Consider the following 17,082-nt stretch of genomic DNA (forward strand, 5'->3'; position numbering starts at 1 on the left):
CTGTTTTTTGCACCCTCCATATTGCCAATTTGTAATCACTTGTTTTAAAACAAAATAAATTTATGACGAAACGTTATGGTGATCACTTGCTCTTTTTTTTGCACTTGATTGGCAAAGCATTTTTATTTTTATGCACAGAAAATCTGGCTTTTTAATCTGAGCGCTTCACGACGCGTTATGCATCTCGCGGCAAACCTTTTTCCACCGCGCGGATCAGTCGTTTCTGCTGGGATGTTTGCACTTCGACCCGATGTTCACTTCTTCTTTCCACTTGTTGCCGGATGGCCCAGTCGATATGTTCATCGAGCAACACATTTTCGCCTGCCCGTGACTGCAACGCATTCAACACCTCTTCCGAGTACGGCGCATTGCCCAGCGCCACAGAAATATTACGCAGCCAGCGCAGGTGGCCAATGCGGCGGATGGGTGAACCTTCGGTAATGCGCAAAAATTTCTCTTCCGTCCAGGCGAACAGCGCTATCAGTTCCGGCGCATGCAACGCGGCGCGCGGGCTGAAATCCTCTTCATCTGTCAGCTGCGAATAACGGTTCCACGGACAAATCAGCTGACAGTCGTCACAGCCATAGATGCGGTTGCCCATCATTGGCCGGAATTCCTCCGGTATCGCACCTTCCAGCTCGATGGTCAGATAGGAAATACAGCGACGGGCGTCAATGGTATAAGGCGCGACAATGGCGCCGGTCGGGCAGGTGGTGATGCAGGCGACGCACTTTCCACACTTCTCTTCCTGCGGCTGATCAACGGGCAGGGGCAAATCAATCAGCAGTTCGCCGAGGAAAAACCAGGAACCGGATTCCCGGTTCAAAATAAGTGAGTGTTTACCAACCCAGCCCAGTCCGGCTTTCGCAGCCAGAGGGCGTTCCATCACCGGAGCAGAATCGACAAATGGCCGGAATGCCACCTGATGATCAGATTGTTGTTCCGTGCAGTAGGTCTGAATCATGTCGCCAAGCTTTTTCAGGCGCTGACGAAGCACTTTGTGATAGTCACGGCCCAGCGCATAACGGCTGACGTAGCCGAGTTGCGGGTTATTAAGGGTTTTGGCAAAGGCAGCGTTGGCAGGCAAATAGTTCATGCGCACGCTGATCACCCGCAACGTACCGGGCAGCAGTTCATGTGGACGGGCGCGCAACATGCCGTGGCGCGCCATCCAGTCCATCTCGCCATGATATTGTTTATCAAGCCAGTCCTGCAGTCTGGGCTCTTCTGCAGATAAGTCTGTATCGCAGATGCCAACCTGCTGGAAGCCTAGCGATTGGCCCCATTGCTTGATATGTTGAGCCAGTTGAACGAGATCGAGAGGGAGTGTCATGACGAACCAACGTGAAAAACGAAACGAGGCGAGTTTACCACATTCCGTCTTTTCTGCTGACTGGCTGCGTCAGAATGAAGGTCATGCTGCGCAGGAAACGGGGATTTCTCTGTTTTCGCTGATGCAGCGTGCAGCACGCGCGGCTTTTTCGCTTGCTCAGCGTGAGTTTCCGCAATCGCGACACTGGCTGATTTTATGCGGCCACGGAAATAACGGTGGCGACGGTTTTGAAATGGCGCGTCTGGCGAAAAGCGCGGGTATACGCGTGACGCTGCTGGCCGTCGAAGGCGGTAAGCCCTTGCCTGACGAAGCGGAAACCGCGCGTCAGGGCTGGCTGAAAAGTGGTGGCATGGTTCACCCGGCGGATTCTGCCTGGCCGCACGACGCCGATCTGATTATTGATGGCCTGCTCGGTACCGGTTTATCCTCCGCGCCGCGCGCCCCTTATGACGCGTTGATTGATGCTATCAACGCGTCGTCATTGCCTGTCATCTCTCTGGATATTCCTTCGGGTCTGAATGCGCAAACCGGCCAGGCCGCGGGCAAAGCGGCAGTGGCCACGCACACGATCAGTTTCATTGCCCTGAAGCCGGGTTTACTGACCGGGCAGGCGCGCGATTACACCGGCAAATTACACTGCGATGCCCTGGGGCTGGAAAGCTGGCTGGCCGGACATCGTGCAGTGTTAAAACGGCTTGATGCGTCACAATTAAGCACCTGGTTGCACCCGCGACGCCCGTGTTCTCATAAAGGCGATCACGGGCGTTTGGTGGTGATTGGCGGGGATACCGGCTTTGCGGGCGCGATCCGCATGGCGTCGGAAGCCGCGCTGCGTGCCGGAGCCGGATTGGTGCGAGTGCTTACTCACAAAGAACACGCAGGCCCCTTACTGACCGCCAGACCTGAACTGATGGTGCAGGAACTCAGCGCGGAGTCGCTTGATGAAGCGCTTGAATGGGCCGACGTGGTGGTGATTGGGCCGGGGCTCGGCCAGAAAGCCTGGGGCAAACAGGCGCTGGAGCGGGTGGCAAAATGTGAGAAACCGGCCTTATGGGACGCCGATGCGCTGAACCTGCTGGCAATCACACCGGAGAAACGGCAAAATCGGGTGCTGACGCCTCATCCTGGTGAAGCCAGCCGTCTGCTCGGTTGTACCGTGAAGGAAATTGAGAGTGACCGCTTACTTTCTGCCAGGAAACTGGTTGAGCAATACGGTGGCGTGGTGGTGCTTAAAGGCGCCGGCACACTGATTGCCACGGCGCAGGGTGAGATGGCCATTGCCGATGTAGGAAATGCCGGTATGGCATCAGGCGGTATGGGCGACGTGCTTTCTGGTATTATCGGCGGCCTGCTCGCTCAAAAACTGAATATATTTGATGCGGCCTGCGCGGGAACTGTGGTTCACGGCGCTGCCGCAGACGAAATCGCCCGGCAGCAGGGAACGCGCGGTATGTTGGCGACTGATCTTTTAGCGGTGATTGCCCCGTTAGTTAATCCAGACCTGAAGAAATAGATATCACTGAATGAATCAACTTAATATCTCATTACCCGACGAAGCGGCGACGCTGCAACTAGGTGCTTCACTGGCGAAAGCTTGCGAGGGCTCAACGGTTATCCATCTCTATGGCGATCTGGGTGCCGGTAAAACCACCTTTAGCCGGGGTTTTCTTCAGGCATTAGGGCATCAGGGTAATGTGAAAAGCCCGACTTACACCTTGGTCGAGCCCTATCAGCTGGAAAATATCGCGGTGTATCACTTTGATTTATACCGTCTTGCCGACCCGGAAGAGCTCGAGTTTATGGGCATTCGCGATTATTTCGCGCAAGACGCCATCTGTCTGGTCGAGTGGCCGCAAAAAGGTGAGGGCGTGTTGCCTGAACCTGATATCGAACTGACGCTGGACTATCAGCCTCAGGGGCGTACGGCGACGCTGGTGGCCGTTTCTGAATCTGGCATAAATTTGCTGCATCGTGTTCAACAGCAAGGATGATCACGCGATGAATTCACGTATCACTTCTCTCTTTTCTACAGCGACGATGTTTTTATCGGCGCTGATGCTTTTTGCCGGACTGACGTCCTCCGCCGTTTTTGCGGCCGGCATGAAAAATATCAATGTTTCCAACGGTCCATCGCAATCTACCGTCACCATTACCTTTGACGGTTCGCCTGATTATTCCTTTTTCCCGCTGCATAATCCTGAACGCGTGGTGATGGATATCCGTCAGGATGGCGTGATGAAAGGTTTACCGCTGACCTTTAACGGACAGAATCTGGTGACGCGCGTGCGCGCCAGTACCCCGCCGAACGCGCAAAGTCAGCGTCTGGTGTTTGAACTGAATCAAAAGGTCAGAACCAACGCCACCAAACAGAAAGATGGCAGCCAGTACACCGTGGTGCTGACCATGAATGCGTCGGCTCCGGCACGCCAGAGCGCGCCGGTTACCGTGGCAACGAACACGCCTTCGCCAAACGCAGGCAGAATAGTCACGCCTTCCGCGAAATCAAATCCGTTTACCAATGATAAAACCACGGTCGCTTCGACGGCCGTGGCGTCAGACAACTCGCGATCTTCCACGATTTCCACCAGCGACAGCAAAATCATTGTCGCCATTGATGCCGGACACGGCGGGCAGGATCCGGGCGCTATCGGCGCGGGTGGCCTGAAAGAGAAAAACGTGACCATCGCGATTGCCCGTAAATTACAGGCGATTTTAAATGCTGACCCGATGTTCCAGCCGGTGTTAACCCGCGACGGCGATTACTTTATTTCCGTGATGGGGCGTTCAGATGTGGCGCGTAAGAAAAATGCCAACGTGCTGGTGTCTATTCACGCCGATGCTGCGCCAAGCCGCAGTGCGCGCGGGGCATCCGTCTGGGTGCTGTCTAACCGTCGCGCCAACAGTGAAATGGGTAACTGGCTCGAGCAGCACGAGAAACAATCCGAACTGCTGGGCGGTGCGGGGGATGTGCTGGCGAATACCGCCTCTGACCCGTATCTGAGTCAGGCCGTGCTGGATTTGCAATTCGGCCATTCACAACGCGTCGGTTATGACGTCGCCACCCGCGTATTGCGCGAACTGCGCAGCGTCGGTTCGTTGCATAAAGCGAAACCGGAGCACGCCAGTTTAGGGGTGTTGCGTTCGCCGGATATTCCTTCCCTGCTGGTGGAAACCGGCTTTATCAGTAACTCAACTGAGGAGCGGCTGCTGGGCAGCAGCGCGTACCAGGATAAAATTGCGAGGGCCATTCACGTCGGTCTGCGTAATTATTTCCAGTCGCATCCGATACAAAACGGCCCAAAGGTCGAAAACCGTCCGCTGCTGGCCTCATCAGCAGCGGCGGTAGACAGTAGCGCAAAGACCAGTAATCAGCCGGGCCCGATTGAAGTGACGGCCGGTGCAGCCGGTGCCACGCAGATCCACAAAGTGACCCGTGGCGAAACCCTGACGGGGATTGCGAACAGTTACGGTACGACCAATGCGGCGCTGCGCGATCTCAACAAACTGAAAAAAGACGGTGTCTGGGTCGGCCAGCGATTGAAAGTTCCCGCAGGTACCCGCACATCCTCTGTCACCGGCGCGTCGGCCTCGACGGCGAAAGCCACGAAAAAACCGTCGAAACATACCGTCAAACGCGGCGATACGCTGTCGGCGATTGCCAGCAAATACGGTGTCAGCATGACGGAAATTAAAACGGCGAACCACATGAAGTCTGGCGAGGTACAGCTCGGCCAAACCTTAACTATTCCACAGTCTTAACGGCGGTCTGACAGACCGCTTTCCACTGGAGCCGCTATGCCGATCAAGGTACTGCCCCCGCAACTGGCTAATCAGATAGCCGCGGGTGAAGTTGTCGAAAGGCCGGCTTCCGTGGTGAAAGAGCTGGTGGAAAATAGCCTTGATGCCGGAGCCACGCGCATTGATATCGATATTGATCGCGGTGGCGCCAAGCTCATCCGTATTCGCGATAACGGCTGCGGAATAGGCAAAGATGATTTAGCGCTGGCGCTGGCGCGTCACGCCACCAGCAAAATTACCTGTCTCGACGATCTGGAAGCGATTCTCAGCCTCGGATTTCGTGGCGAAGCGCTGGCGAGTATCAGTTCTGTTTCACGTCTGATTCTGACCTCACGCACCGCAGATCAAAGTGAAGCCTGGCAGGCTTACGCGGAAGGGCGCGATATGGCGGTGACGGTGAAACCGGCGGCGCATCCGCAGGGCTCGACCGTTGAAGTGCTGGATCTGTTTTACAACACGCCCGCCCGACGCAAGTTTATGCGCACCGAGAAAACCGAATTTACCCATATTGATGAAGTCGTCCGCCGGATCGCTCTGGCGCGTTTTGACGTTTCCGTCAATCTGAGTCACAACGGTAAACTCATCCGGCAGTACCGCGCCGTGAAAGATCCCTCCCAGTCATCGCGGCGTCTGGCCAGCATCTGCAGCCCGACGTTTGTTGAACATGCACTGGAAGTCGAATGGACTCACGGTGATTTGGGGATCCGTGGCTGGGTCGCCGATCCTGCCGGATCGCGCAGTCTCACGGATATGCAATATTGTTATGTGAACAACCGCATGATGAAAGATCGCCTGATTAATCATGCGATCCGTCAGGCATACCAGGATCAGTTAAAAGACGATCAGCAGCCTGCGTATGTGCTGTATCTGGATGTCGATCCGCATCAGGTCGATGTGAATGTGCATCCGGCCAAACACGAAGTGCGGTTCCATCAGTCCCGGCTGGTGCACGATTTTATCTACCAGGCGGTGATGTCGGTATTACAACAGGCCGGCAATCCTGTTCTGGCACAACAGCAGACCCAGGAAGACGCACCGCGCTGGCAACCGGAGAATCGTCAGGCCGCCGGCGGTAATCATTTCTCACAACCCGCAGAAAAACCGGCGAACTCGCAACGTGAAAAGCCAGCAGCGCGTGAGAACGTGTTTCCTGAAACGTCCCGTGCCGGCCATCCGCGCGAACCCATTAGCCACAGCAATGAACCGGCATATAACCGCTCAGAAGGTAAAGCCTATCAACGGTTGTTGCAGCCTTCATCGGACGTATTCTCCTTGCAGGAGCCTGCGCCCGACGCGGCACAGGCCGCTAAGCCGGTAGCGCCGGCGGCTCGTACACTCGCTGAACCGGCTCTGGAATCCCATAGCCAAAGTTTCGGGCGCGTCCTGACGGTGTGTGCGGCAGAATATGCGTTGCTCGAAAGAGGCAAACAACTGGTGATGCTGGCGTTACCTGTCGCCGATCGCTGGCTTAAATGGGCACAGATGACGCCACCCGATGAAGGGCTGCGTCCGCAGCCCCTTTTGATTCCGCTGAAGCTGACAGTCAGCAAAGATGAAATTGCCGTGCTGGCAAAAAATCAGCCGCTTTTACAGCATTTTGGTTTAGAAATGTTCAGTGAGTCGCAGCGTGTGACGGTACGCGCAGTACCTTTACCATTACGCCAACAAAATTTACAAAAGTTGATACCCGACCTGTTAGATTACCTTGCTGTTCAGCAGGAGGTGACTTCTGATGCGGTAGCTATGTGGTTTGCCCGCCACTGTGGCTGCGAGCACGAGGTCTGGACCATTTCCCAAGCCATACAATTACTCACGGATGTTGAGCGTCTTTGCCCGCAGTTGGTGAAATCACCTCCGTCCGGACTTCTGCAACCTCTTGATTTACAGCCCGCGCTGGCGGCTTTTAAGCATGACTGATTCTGAAAAACACTCCGCTCCCCCGGCGATCTTTATTATGGGGCCGACCGCATCGGGTAAAACCGCACTGGCGATGTCGCTGATGAAACATCTTCCGGTTGAACTGATCAGTGTCGATTCCGCACTTATCTATCGCGGAATGGACATCGGTACTGCCAAACCCACAGCGGAAGAGCTGGCGGATGCTCCCCATCGTCTGATTGATATCCTTGATCCTACCCAGGCCTATTCGGCGGCAGATTTTCGAGCTGACGCTTTGCGCGAAATGGCAGAAATAACTGCACGCAATAAGATCCCGTTATTGGTGGGTGGGACTATGCTTTATTTCAAGGCGTTGCTCGAAGGGTTGTCACCTTTACCGCAGGCCGATGCCGCGGTGCGTGAGCGCATTGAAAAGCAGGCGGAAGAGCAGGGCTGGAACGCGTTACACGATCAATTAAGCGAGATTGATCCGGTTGCCGCTATGCGAATTCATCCGAATGATCCGCAGAGACTGTCCAGAGCACTGGAAGTTTTTTATATTTCGGGTAAAACTTTAACGGAACTGACTAAAATTTCGGGTGAAACGTTGCCCTACCGCGTTCACCAGTTTGCGATTGCTCCAACGCGCCGTGAATTATTACATTCGCGGATTGAGGAACGTTTTAGTCAGATGTTGTCCAATGGTTTTGAAGACGAAGTCAGAACGCTGTTAGCTCGGGGCGATTTGCATACGGATTTGCCTTCCATTCGCTGTGTCGGCTATCGCCAGATGTGGTCCTATTTATCTGGTGAATTCGATTACGATGAAATGGTTTATCGTGGTGTTTGCGCGACACGACAGCTGGCCAAACGTCAGATGACCTGGTTACGAGGGTGGGATAACGTCGAATGGCTGGATTCCGAAAAGCCGGACGATGCCTTAAGCCGTGTAATTCAGGTTGTTAGTGCATAGGTTGGGTGATTGTGTACAATTGATCAGTACTCAGCGCGCAAATTTTTTATGTGATTTATTTTCGAGCCGATAGGCTCAAAGTTACAAACAACAAACTAATAAGGAAAAGATAGAATGGCTAAGGGGCAATCTTTGCAAGATCCGTTCCTGAACGCATTGCGTCGTGAACGTGTTCCGGTTTCTATTTACTTGGTGAATGGTATTAAGCTGCAAGGCCAGATTGAGTCTTTTGACCAGTTTGTCATTCTGTTAAAAAATACGGTAAGCCAGATGGTGTATAAACACGCTATCTCCACCGTAGTGCCTTCCCGCCCGGTGTCACATCATAGCAATAATCCAGGTACGGGCAGCACCAACAACTATCATCAAGGCAGTACTCCGTCTGCGCAGCAACAGCCGCAGCAGGAAAACGATGACGCTGAATAAAGCGCAACGTTGGTCAACCACGAAGGGGTTCATAAGTATTCCGATTATGCTTATGCACCCCCGGCTGTCGAATTTAATCCAAATGAGAGGTCGCAAGCTTGTTTGACCGTTATGAAGGCGGCGAACAGGCCGTTCTGGTTCATATCTATTTCTCGCAAGACAAAGACACGGAAGACCTGAGCGAATTCGAATCGCTGGTTTCTTCTGCCGGTGTAGAGGCGCTGCAAGTCGTCACCGGGAGCCGTAAGGCACCGCACCCAAAATACTTTGTCGGTGAAGGAAAAGCCCAGGAAATTGCAGACGCAGTCAAAGCAACGGGCGCTTCTGTTATTCTCTTTGATCACTCGTTATCTCCTGCCCAGGAACGTAACCTGGAAGCATTATGCGAATGTCGCGTTGTCGACCGCACAGGATTGATTTTAGATATCTTTGCCCAGCGGGCACGAACACACGAAGGTAAGTTACAAGTAGAACTGGCGCAATTACGCCACATTGCTACCCGACTGGTTCGTGGCTGGACACACCTTGAGCGTCAGGGGGGAGGCATCGGGGCACGTGGCCCGGGTGAAACCCAGCTCGAAACTGACCGCCGTTTACTGCGTGACAGAATTACCCTGATCCTCAGCCGTCTTGAGAAAGTGGCTAAGCAGCGTGAAACAGGTCGTCGTTCGCGCGTCCGTGCGGATATTCCAACGGTGTCTTTGGTGGGGTATACCAACGCCGGAAAATCCACACTCTTTAACCGTATCACTCAGGCCGATGTTTACGTGGCCAATCAGTTGTTTGCTACGCTGGATCCTACGCTGCGACGCATTATGGTTGCAGATGTCGGGGAAACAGTTTTGGCGGACACCGTAGGGTTTATTCGTCACCTGCCCCATGATTTAGTTGCCGCCTTTAAAGCAACATTGCAGGAAACCCAACAGGCATCTCTGTTATTACATGTCATCGATGCAGCGGACATCCGCGTTCAGGAAAATATTGACGCGGTGAATACGGTGCTGGCAGAGATCGAAGCAGATGAAATTCCTGCGCTGTTAGTGATGAACAAAATAGATATGCTGGATGATTTTGTTCCGCGTATCGATCGCAACGAGGAGAATTTGCCGATCAGGGTGTGGCTATCAGCCGTGACCGGGGAAGGTATTCCGTTGCTCTTTCAGGCATTAACGGAGCGACTCTCTGGCGAAATCGCGCAGCATGAATTGTGCCTGCCGCCGGAAGCAGGACGCCTTCGTAGCCGTTTTTACCAGCTTCAGGCGATAGAAAAAGAATGGATTGAAGAGGATGGTAGTTTTGGTCTTATGGTGCGAATGCCCATTGTTGACTGGCACCGCCTCTGCAAACAAGAGCAGGAACTGGCCAGCTATATCCGCAACCAGAGTCTGTCTGATTTGTCCTGAAGAACACCAATCATAGAATAATGGAGCTATAACATGGCGTGGAATCAGCCCGGTAATAACGGACAGGACCGCGACCCCTGGGGCAGCAGCAATAATAATAGCGGCAACTCTGGTGGAAATTCTGGTGGTAATAATGACAACAAAGGCGGCCGAAATCAGGGGCCACCTGACCTGGATGATATCTTCCGTAAACTCAGCAAAAAGCTGGGCGGTTTCGGTGGAAAAGGTTCAGGCAACAACAATAACAACGGCACGCCATCGGGTTCCGGTCACGGAATGAGTGGTAGCCGGATAGCTGGCATCGCGGTCGCCGCGGTAGTGGTTATCTGGGCTGCAACTGGCTTCTATACCATTAAAGAAGCCGAGCGTGGCGTGGTCACCCGTTTTGGTAAGTTCAGCCATCTGGTTGAACCGGGCCTGAACTGGAAGCCAACCTTCATCGATCAGGTCCGCGCAGTGAACGTAGAATCGGTACGTGAACTGGCCGCGTCTGGCGTGATGCTGACGTCTGATGAAAACGTGGTGCGTGTCGAGATGAACGTACAGTACCGCGTGACCGACCCTGAAGCCTATCTGTTCAGCGTCGCCAACCCTGACGACAGCCTGAGCCAGGCAACGGACAGCGCATTGCGTGGTGTTATCGGTAAATACACGATGGATAAAATCCTGACTGAAGGCCGTACCACCGTGCGTAGTGACACCCAACGCGTACTGGAAGAAACCATTCGTCCTTACAAAATGGGTATTACCATTCAGGACGTCAACTTCCAGACGGCGCGTCCGCCTGAAGAAGTCAAAGCCTCCTTCGATAACGCGATTGCTGCCCGTGAAAGGGAACAACAGTCTATTCGTGAAGCAGAAGCTTACGCTAACCAAATCCAGCCTCTGGCAAACGGTGAAGCACAGCGCCTGCTTGAAGACGCGAAAGCTTATAAAGACCGTACCGTGCTTGAAGCGCAGGGTGAAGTTGCCCGCTTTGCAAAACTGTTGCCTGAATATAAAGCCGCGCCGGAAATTACCCGCGAGCGTCTGTATATCGAGACAATGGAAAAAGTTCTCAGTCACACCCGTAAAGTTCTGGTGAGTGACAAAGGGAACAACCTGATGGTGTTACCTCTTGATCAAATGCTGCGTGGCACTAATCCAGCCGCCAATGATACCAAGAGTGACGAAACAGGTTTGTTGCCTTCCGTTCCGGGTTTAACTGGCAATAATGGCAAAAGCAGTGCCGATAACAGCAGTTCCCGTTCGTCTGGCAGTGTCATGGATCAGCGTCGTGTGAATGCACAACGTGACGATACACTTCGCGTAGGGAGAGAATAACAATGCGTAAGTCCATTTTACTTATCGTCGTTGTGGTGCTGGTGGCGCTTTATGCTTCACTGTTCGTCGTTCAGGAAGGCCAGCGTGGCATCGTGCTGCGTTTCGGCAAAGTCCTGCGTGACAACGATAACAAACCTCTGGTGTATGCGCCGGGCCTGCATTTTAAAGTTCCTTTCGTGGAATCCATTAAAATGCTCGACGCACGTATTCAGACCATGGATAACCAGGCTGACCGTTTCGTTACCAGCGAGAAGAAAGACTTAATCGTCGATTCTTACCTGAAATGGCGTATCAGCGATTTCAGCCGTTACTATCTGGCTACGGGCGGCGGTGACGTCTCTCAGGCTGAAATTCTGCTGAAACGTAAATTCAGTGACCGTCTGCGTTCAGAAATCGGTCGTCTTGATGTGAAAGACATCGTGACCGATTCCCGTGGTCGTCTGACGATGGATGTGCGTGATGCACTGAACACCGGTAGCGTCGGCGATGAGCCTGAAGCGACCACAGAAGCCGATGATGCTATCGCTTCTGCAGCAAAACGTGTTGAGCAGGAAACCAAAGGCAAACAGCCTGCGGTGAACCCGAACAGCATGGCCGCGCTGGGTATTGAAGTGGTCGATGTGCGTCTGAAACAGATCAACTTGCCGGAAGAAGTGTCCAGCGCGATTTACGATCGTATGCGTGCTGAGCGTAATGCGGTTGCATTGCGTCACATCTCTCAGGGTAAAGAAGAAGCCACCAAGATTCAGGCTGCGGCAGATTACGAAAGAACCCGTACTGTTGCAGAAGCGGAACGTACCGCACGTATTACCCGCGGTGAAGGCGATGCTGAAGCGGCGAAACTGTTTGCTGATGCATTCAGCCAGGATCCTGACTTCTATGCATTCATTCGTAGCCTGCGTGCTTACGAGGCCAGCTTCAAGAGCGGTAATGATGTCATGGTGTTAAGCCCTGACAGCGATTTCTTCCGTTTCATGAAGTCACCTGAAAAAAATAAATAATTGCTGATGCAATTTCCAAAAGGCCCTGCGGGGCCTTTTGTCTTTTCTAAACCCTGCTGTTTTAAATCAGGGGAAGCACAGAGAAACACTGACCATGAATTCCACTATTTTGCTGGCGCTGGCATTAGTTTTAGTTCTTGAAGGCCTGGGGCCGATGATTTATCCAAAATCATGGAGAAAAATGATCCTGGCTCTGGCAAATCTTCCGGACCCGGTTTTACGCCGTTTTGGAGGGGCACTTGTGGTTGCCGGCTTCGTAATTTACTACATGTTGCGTGGTCGTCTGGGTGGCTGAGCTTTTGTTACACCCCTCGTGTCACTTCTGGCAGAGACGAGTAGCACGCAATTGAAATTTTTCCCGCAAACGTGTGCTAAAAGTACTGGAAAGCACAGAATGAGATGTTAGAATCCTTTTTTAAGCAACCTGGTGATTCTTGAGATGGGTAAGAACGTCGTCGTACTCGGCACTCAATGGGGTGATGAAGGGAAAGGCAAGGTCGTAGACCTGCTTACTGAACGGGCTAAATATGTTGTGCGCTATCAGGGCGGTCACAACGCCGGTCACACTCTGGTTATCAACGGTGAAAAAACCGTTCTTCATTTAATTCCTTCTGGCATTCTGCGTGAAAATGTCACCAGCATCATCGGTAACGGTGTTGTTCTGGCGCCTGACGCCTTAATGAAAGAAATGGGCGAACTTGAAGCTCGTGGCATCCCTGTACGCGAACGTCTGTTACTCTCTGAAGCCTGCCCGCTGATCTTGCCTTACCATGTCGCATTAGACATGGCGCGCGAAAAAGCGCGTGGCGATAAAGCTATCGGTACTACCGGTCGCGGCATCGGTCCTGCTTATGAAGATAAAGTTGCCCGTCGCGGTCTGCGCGTAGGTGATCTCTTCAACAAAGAAACTTTCGCTATCAAGCTGAAAGAAATCATCGATTATCATAACTTCCAGCTGGTCAACTACTACAAAGTAGAAGCCGTTGATTTCCAGAAAACGTTAGACGATGTCATGGCTATCGCCGACATCCTGACCGCAATGGTCGTTGACGTGTCTGAGCTGCTGGATGGCGCGCGTAAGCGTGGCGATCTGATCATGTTTGAAGGCGCGCAAGGCACGCTTCTGGACATCGACCACGGGACTTATCCGTACGTAACCTCTTCCAATACCACCGCGGGCGGCGTCGCTACCGGTTCTGGTATTGGTCCACGTTATGTCGATTATGTCCTGGGTATCGTAAAAGCCTATTCCACCCGCGTGGGTGCAGGTCCGTTCCCGACTGAACTGTTCGATGAAACGGGCGAGTTCCTGCGTAAGCAAGGTAACGAGTTTGGCGCGACCACGGGTCGTAGCCGTCGTTGCGGCTGGCTGGACATCGTTGCTGTGCGTCGTTCTGTGCAGATTAACTCCCTGTCTGGTTTCTGTCTGACCAAACTGGACGTGCTGGACGGTCTGAAAGAAGTGAAGCTGTGTATCGGTTACCGTATGCCTGATGGCCGCGAAATGACCACCACTCCGCTGGCAGCAGAAGGCTGGGAAGGTATCGAGCCAATTTACGAAATCATGCCAGGCTGGACCGAAACGACCTTTGGTGTGAAACAAGTAGATAAACTGCCACAAGCGGCACTTAACTACATCAAACGCATCGAAGAGCTGACCGAAGTGCCGGTTGATATCATTTCAACAGGCCCTGACCGTAGCGAAACCATGATTCTGCGTGACCCGTTTGATGCATAACAGCGCGAGCTGAGTATGTAAAAACGTCATAACCGGGCAAATTTGCCCGGTTTATTTTTTTCTGCCTGTCTGCGCTTGTTTACTTCCCATAAAGCATCCACTATTTAAATGATTAGCCGCAAACTTGCCGGCTGGTTTATCATCATTGTGCTTTCTTAAAAAAATCAATTTTTCCCTTCGTCTCGGTCGACGCGGGAAGAGCGGGTAAAAAACTACCCAGAGGTATGTGTGCAGTTAACGAGTTTTACTGATTATGGTTTGAGAGCGTTGATTTATATGGCGTCGTTGCCTGACGATCAGATGACCAATATCTCGCAGGTTACCGATGTTTACGGTGTGTCGCGAAACCACATGGTGAAAATCATTAATCAGTTAAGCCGCGCAGGTCTGGTCACCGCCGTTCGCGGCAAGAACGGTGGCATAAAGCTGGGTAAACCGGCACAAACAATCCGCATTGGCGATGTGGTTCGCGAACTCGAGCCGCTTTCACTGGTCAACTGTGACAGTGACTTTTGCCACATCACGCCCGCATGCCGGCTAAAACAAGTCCTGCACACTGCTGTAGAACATTTTCTTGATGAGCTGAATCAGTACACTCTGGCCGATATGGTCAAAGATAACTCGCCGCTCTATAAATTATTGCTTGTTGAATGAAAGACTCTCAACAAACTGCTGATGGCAACGGAGGAACCGCTATGTCACAAGATCCATTCCTGGAACGAGAAGCAGAAAAATACGACTCACCTATTCCCAGCCGTGAATTTATTCTGGAACACCTCGCGAAACGTGAAACACCAGCCAGCCGGGAAGAAATCGGTAACGAACTGAATTTGTCTGGTGAAGAGGCGCTGGAAGCCTTGCGCCGTCGACTGCGCGCCATGGAGCGTGATGGTCAGCTGGTCTTTACGCGCCGCCAGTGTTACGCACTGCCTGAACGCCTGGATTTGCTGAAAGGCACGGTCATCGGTCATCGCGACGGTTACGGATTCCTGCGTCTTGAAGGCGTGAAGAAAGATGACGTTTATCTTTCTGCTGAACAAATGAAAATGTGCATCCACGGTGACGTGGTACTGGCACAGCCGGTCGGCACCGATCGTAAAGGCCGCCGCGAAGCGCGCATCGTACGTGTGCTGGTGCCGAAAATGAGCCAGATCGTGGGCCGTTACTTTACTGATGCCGGCGCCGGTTTTGTGGTCCCCGACGACAGCCGTCTGAGCTTCGATATTCTGATCCCGTCCGACGCCATCAATGGTGCGCGCATGGGATATATGGTCGTGGTCGAGCTGACTCAGCGTCCGACCCGCCGTACCAAAGCGGTCGGTAAAATCGTCGAAGTGCTGGGCGATAAAATGGGTACCAGCATGGCGGTGGATATCGCACTGCGCACCCATGAAATTCCGCACGTCTGGCCGCCGCAGGTTCTGAAACAGGTCGAAGATCTGAGTGAACAGGTACCGGAAGAAGCGAAAAAAGGCCGCGTGGATTTACGCAGTCTGCCGCTGGTCACCATCGATGGTGAAGATGCCCGCGATTTCGATGACGCCGTGTACTGTGAGAAAAAACGTGGTGGCGGCTGGCGTCTCTGGGTGGCGATTGCTGACGTCAGTTATTACGTCCGCCACGGCACTGCGCTCGACGATGAAGCACGCAGCCGCGCGACGTCTGTGTATTTCCCGTCGCAGGTTGTCCCGATGCTGCCGGAAGTGCTGTCTAACGGCCTGTGTTCCCTGAACCCGCAAGTGGACCGTCTGTGTATGGTCTGTGAGATGACTATCTCTGCGCAGGGCAAGCTGACCAGTTCTAAATTCTATGAAGCGGTGATGAGTTCTCATGCCCGTCTGACGTACAACAAAGTCTGGCGCATCATTGATGGTGACGAAGAGCTGCGTGAGCAATATTCGCCGCTGGTCAAACATCTGCAAGAACTGCATACCATGTACAAAATGCTCGATCAGGCGCGTGCCGAGCGTGGCGGTATCGCCTTCGAAACCGAAGAGGCGAAGTTCATTTTCAACGCCGAACGCCGTATCGAACGTGTTGAGCCCACCGTGCGTAACGATGCACACAAACTGATTGAAGAGTGCATGATCCTCGCTAACATCGCGGCGGCGCGTTTTGTTGAAAAACATAACGAACCCGCGCTGTTCCGTGTTCATGACCGTCCAAGCGATGATCACATCTCCGCGCTGCGAAGCGTGCTGGGTGAACTGGGTCTGGTGATGGGCGGCGGCCTCAAGCCTGAGCCGAAAGATTATGCCCAGATTATGGATGAACTGGCGGATCGTCCTGACCGCGAAATGCTGCAAACTATGCTGCTGCGTTCCATGAAACAGGCGATTTATGATCCGGAAAACCGGGGTCACTTCGGTCTGGCGCTGGCGTCATACGGCCACTTTACGTCGCCAATCCGCCGTTATCCGGATCTGGCATTGCATCGCGCAATCAAATATCTGCTGGCGAAAGAGCACGGCACGCTGAAAGAACGCTGGACGCCAACCGGTGGCTGGCACAGTGATTACGAAGACATGTTGCAGCTGGGCGAGCATTGTTCGATGGCAGAACGCCGCGCCGACGAAGCCACCCGCAACGTGGCTGACTGGCTGAAATGCGACTTTATGCAAGATCACGTCGGTGAAGTCTTTACCGGCACCATCGCCAGCGTGACCGGTTTTGGTTTCTTCGTGCGTCTGAACGATCTGTTCATCGACGGTCTGGTGCACGTCTCCTCACTGGACAACGATTATTACCGTTACGACAACATCGGACAGCGTCTGGTGGGCGAATCTTCCGGCGCGGTTTACCGCCTGGGTGATACGGTTGAAATTCGTGTTGAAGCCGTGCATATGGACGAGCGTAAAATCGACTTCGCTCTGGTTTCCAGCACCCGCAAAGCACGTGGTGAAGGCAAAACCGCACGCGATCGCGCGAAAAACGGAGGGGAGCGCTCCATGCGTTCCACGGCGCCCGCCAATGCAGGACGTCGTCGCACAGGCAAGAAAGGCGCTAACTTCGAGCCGGACAGCGCGTTCCGTAAAGACGATGCGAAGCCTGCTAAGCCGAAGAAAGAAAAAGCGGTGAGCGCAGTCGGTAAAGACGGCAAGCCGAAGAAAGCTAAAAAGCCTTCTGACCAGACGCAGAAAATCGCTTCCGCGACCAAAGCCAAGCGCGCGAAGAAAAAACCGGCGCAAAGCTGACGGTCACGCGTCTGC

14 protein-coding genes are annotated in these 17,082 nt (G+C 53.3%); 13 read left to right on the forward strand and 1 reads right to left on the reverse strand.

Annotation, left to right across the window (positions count from 1 at the left end):
- Nucleotides 1–175: 175 nt before the first annotated feature.
- On the reverse strand, nucleotides 176–1,333 hold the full coding sequence (gene queG / locus ACO0U8_RS18635) for a tRNA epoxyqueuosine(34) reductase QueG (RefSeq protein WP_421671407.1): 1,158 nt from the start codon (nucleotides 1,331–1,333) through the stop codon (nucleotides 176–178).
- On the opposite strand from queG, the gene nnr reads away from it, so the two are divergent.
- The 13 genes from nnr to rnr all read left to right on the forward strand — a co-directional run bounded on the left by nnr (nucleotide 1,332) and on the right by rnr (nucleotide 17,067).
- The gene (nnr, locus tag ACO0U8_RS18640; protein ID WP_421671408.1) at nucleotides 1,332–2,846 is read left to right on the forward strand and encodes a bifunctional ADP-dependent NAD(P)H-hydrate dehydratase/NAD(P)H-hydrate epimerase; all 1,515 of its coding nucleotides are present in this window, start codon (nucleotides 1,332–1,334) and stop codon (nucleotides 2,844–2,846) included. The two genes, queG and nnr, sit on opposite strands and share 2 nt — an antisense overlap.
- Nucleotides 2,847–2,856: 10 nt before the next feature.
- Nucleotides 2,857–3,324, forward strand: coding sequence for a tRNA (adenosine(37)-N6)-threonylcarbamoyltransferase complex ATPase subunit type 1 TsaE (gene tsaE / locus ACO0U8_RS18645; protein ID WP_056782488.1), 468 nt, complete (start codon nucleotides 2,857–2,859; stop codon nucleotides 3,322–3,324).
- A gap of 7 nt (nucleotides 3,325–3,331) precedes the next feature.
- Nucleotides 3,332–5,092: an N-acetylmuramoyl-L-alanine amidase AmiB gene (gene amiB, locus ACO0U8_RS18650; RefSeq protein ID WP_122096293.1), complete on the forward strand. Its 1,761-nt coding sequence runs from the start codon at nucleotides 3,332–3,334 to the stop codon at nucleotides 5,090–5,092.
- A 36-nt stretch (nucleotides 5,093–5,128) separates the two neighbouring features.
- Entirely contained in the window at nucleotides 5,129–7,048 is a 1,920-nt protein-coding gene (gene mutL / locus ACO0U8_RS18655; RefSeq protein ID WP_421671409.1) for a DNA mismatch repair endonuclease MutL, read from the forward strand.
- Nucleotides 7,041–7,982 (forward strand): tRNA (adenosine(37)-N6)-dimethylallyltransferase MiaA, encoded by a 942-nt coding sequence (gene miaA, locus ACO0U8_RS18660; protein ID WP_122096291.1) that lies wholly within the window; start codon nucleotides 7,041–7,043, stop codon nucleotides 7,980–7,982. The genes mutL and miaA overlap by 8 nt, the downstream gene beginning before the upstream one ends.
- Before the next feature lie 114 nt (nucleotides 7,983–8,096).
- The gene (hfq, locus tag ACO0U8_RS18665; protein WP_056782484.1) at nucleotides 8,097–8,408 is read left to right on the forward strand and encodes an RNA chaperone Hfq; all 312 of its coding nucleotides are present in this window, start codon (nucleotides 8,097–8,099) and stop codon (nucleotides 8,406–8,408) included.
- Nucleotides 8,409–8,506: 98 nt separating this feature from the next.
- Nucleotides 8,507–9,811, forward strand: a complete 1,305-nt coding sequence (gene hflX / locus ACO0U8_RS18670; protein ID WP_056782483.1) for a ribosome rescue GTPase HflX — start codon at nucleotides 8,507–8,509, stop codon at nucleotides 9,809–9,811.
- Between the two features lie 33 nt (nucleotides 9,812–9,844).
- Nucleotides 9,845–11,134, forward strand: a complete 1,290-nt coding sequence (gene hflK, locus ACO0U8_RS18675; protein ID WP_217202876.1) for an FtsH protease activity modulator HflK — start codon at nucleotides 9,845–9,847, stop codon at nucleotides 11,132–11,134.
- Between the two features lie 2 nt (nucleotides 11,135–11,136).
- A complete protein-coding gene (gene hflC / locus ACO0U8_RS18680; RefSeq protein ID WP_056782481.1) occupies nucleotides 11,137–12,135 on the forward strand; it encodes a protease modulator HflC in 999 nt (332 codons plus the stop codon).
- Nucleotides 12,136–12,229: 94 nt separating this feature from the next.
- Nucleotides 12,230–12,430 carry a DUF2065 domain-containing protein gene (locus tag ACO0U8_RS18685; protein WP_056782480.1) on the forward strand — a complete coding sequence of 67 codons (201 nt, stop codon included), beginning with the start codon at nucleotides 12,230–12,232 and terminating at the stop codon, nucleotides 12,428–12,430.
- A gap of 144 nt (nucleotides 12,431–12,574) precedes the next feature.
- A complete protein-coding gene (locus tag ACO0U8_RS18690; RefSeq protein WP_056782479.1) occupies nucleotides 12,575–13,873 on the forward strand; it encodes an adenylosuccinate synthase in 1,299 nt (432 codons plus the stop codon).
- Nucleotides 13,874–14,101: 228 nt separating this feature from the next.
- Nucleotides 14,102–14,527: a nitric oxide-sensing transcriptional repressor NsrR gene (gene nsrR / locus ACO0U8_RS18695; RefSeq protein ID WP_056782478.1), complete on the forward strand. Its 426-nt coding sequence runs from the start codon at nucleotides 14,102–14,104 to the stop codon at nucleotides 14,525–14,527.
- A 41-nt stretch (nucleotides 14,528–14,568) separates the two neighbouring features.
- Entirely contained in the window at nucleotides 14,569–17,067 is a 2,499-nt protein-coding gene (gene rnr / locus ACO0U8_RS18700; RefSeq protein WP_414070393.1) for a ribonuclease R, read from the forward strand.
- Nucleotides 17,068–17,082 lie beyond the last annotated feature (15 nt).

Origin of the sequence: Rahnella sp. EDr1-12, from assembly GCF_049206505.1 — a bacterium.
GTDB classification, from domain to species: Bacteria; Pseudomonadota; Gammaproteobacteria; order Enterobacterales; family Enterobacteriaceae; genus Rahnella; species Rahnella rivi.

Coding starts and splice junctions, on each gene's coding strand:
- nnr (WP_421671408.1), top strand. CDS start 1,332: ATGACGAACCAACGTGAAAAACGAAACGAGGCGAGTTTACCACATTCC.
- queG (WP_421671407.1), bottom strand. CDS start 1,333: ATGACACTCCCTCTCGATCTCGTTCAACTGGCTCAACATATCAAGCAA.
- tsaE (WP_056782488.1), top strand. CDS start 2,857: ATGAATCAACTTAATATCTCATTACCCGACGAAGCGGCGACGCTGCAA.
- amiB (WP_122096293.1), top strand. CDS start 3,332: ATGAATTCACGTATCACTTCTCTCTTTTCTACAGCGACGATGTTTTTA.
- mutL (WP_421671409.1), top strand. CDS start 5,129: ATGCCGATCAAGGTACTGCCCCCGCAACTGGCTAATCAGATAGCCGCG.
- miaA (WP_122096291.1), top strand. CDS start 7,041: ATGACTGATTCTGAAAAACACTCCGCTCCCCCGGCGATCTTTATTATG.
- hfq (WP_056782484.1), top strand. CDS start 8,097: ATGGCTAAGGGGCAATCTTTGCAAGATCCGTTCCTGAACGCATTGCGT.
- hflK (WP_217202876.1), top strand. CDS start 9,845: ATGGCGTGGAATCAGCCCGGTAATAACGGACAGGACCGCGACCCCTGG.
- hflC (WP_056782481.1), top strand. CDS start 11,137: ATGCGTAAGTCCATTTTACTTATCGTCGTTGTGGTGCTGGTGGCGCTT.
- ACO0U8_RS18685 (WP_056782480.1), top strand. CDS start 12,230: ATGAATTCCACTATTTTGCTGGCGCTGGCATTAGTTTTAGTTCTTGAA.
- ACO0U8_RS18690 (WP_056782479.1), top strand. CDS start 12,575: ATGGGTAAGAACGTCGTCGTACTCGGCACTCAATGGGGTGATGAAGGG.
- rnr (WP_414070393.1), top strand. CDS start 14,569: ATGTCACAAGATCCATTCCTGGAACGAGAAGCAGAAAAATACGACTCA.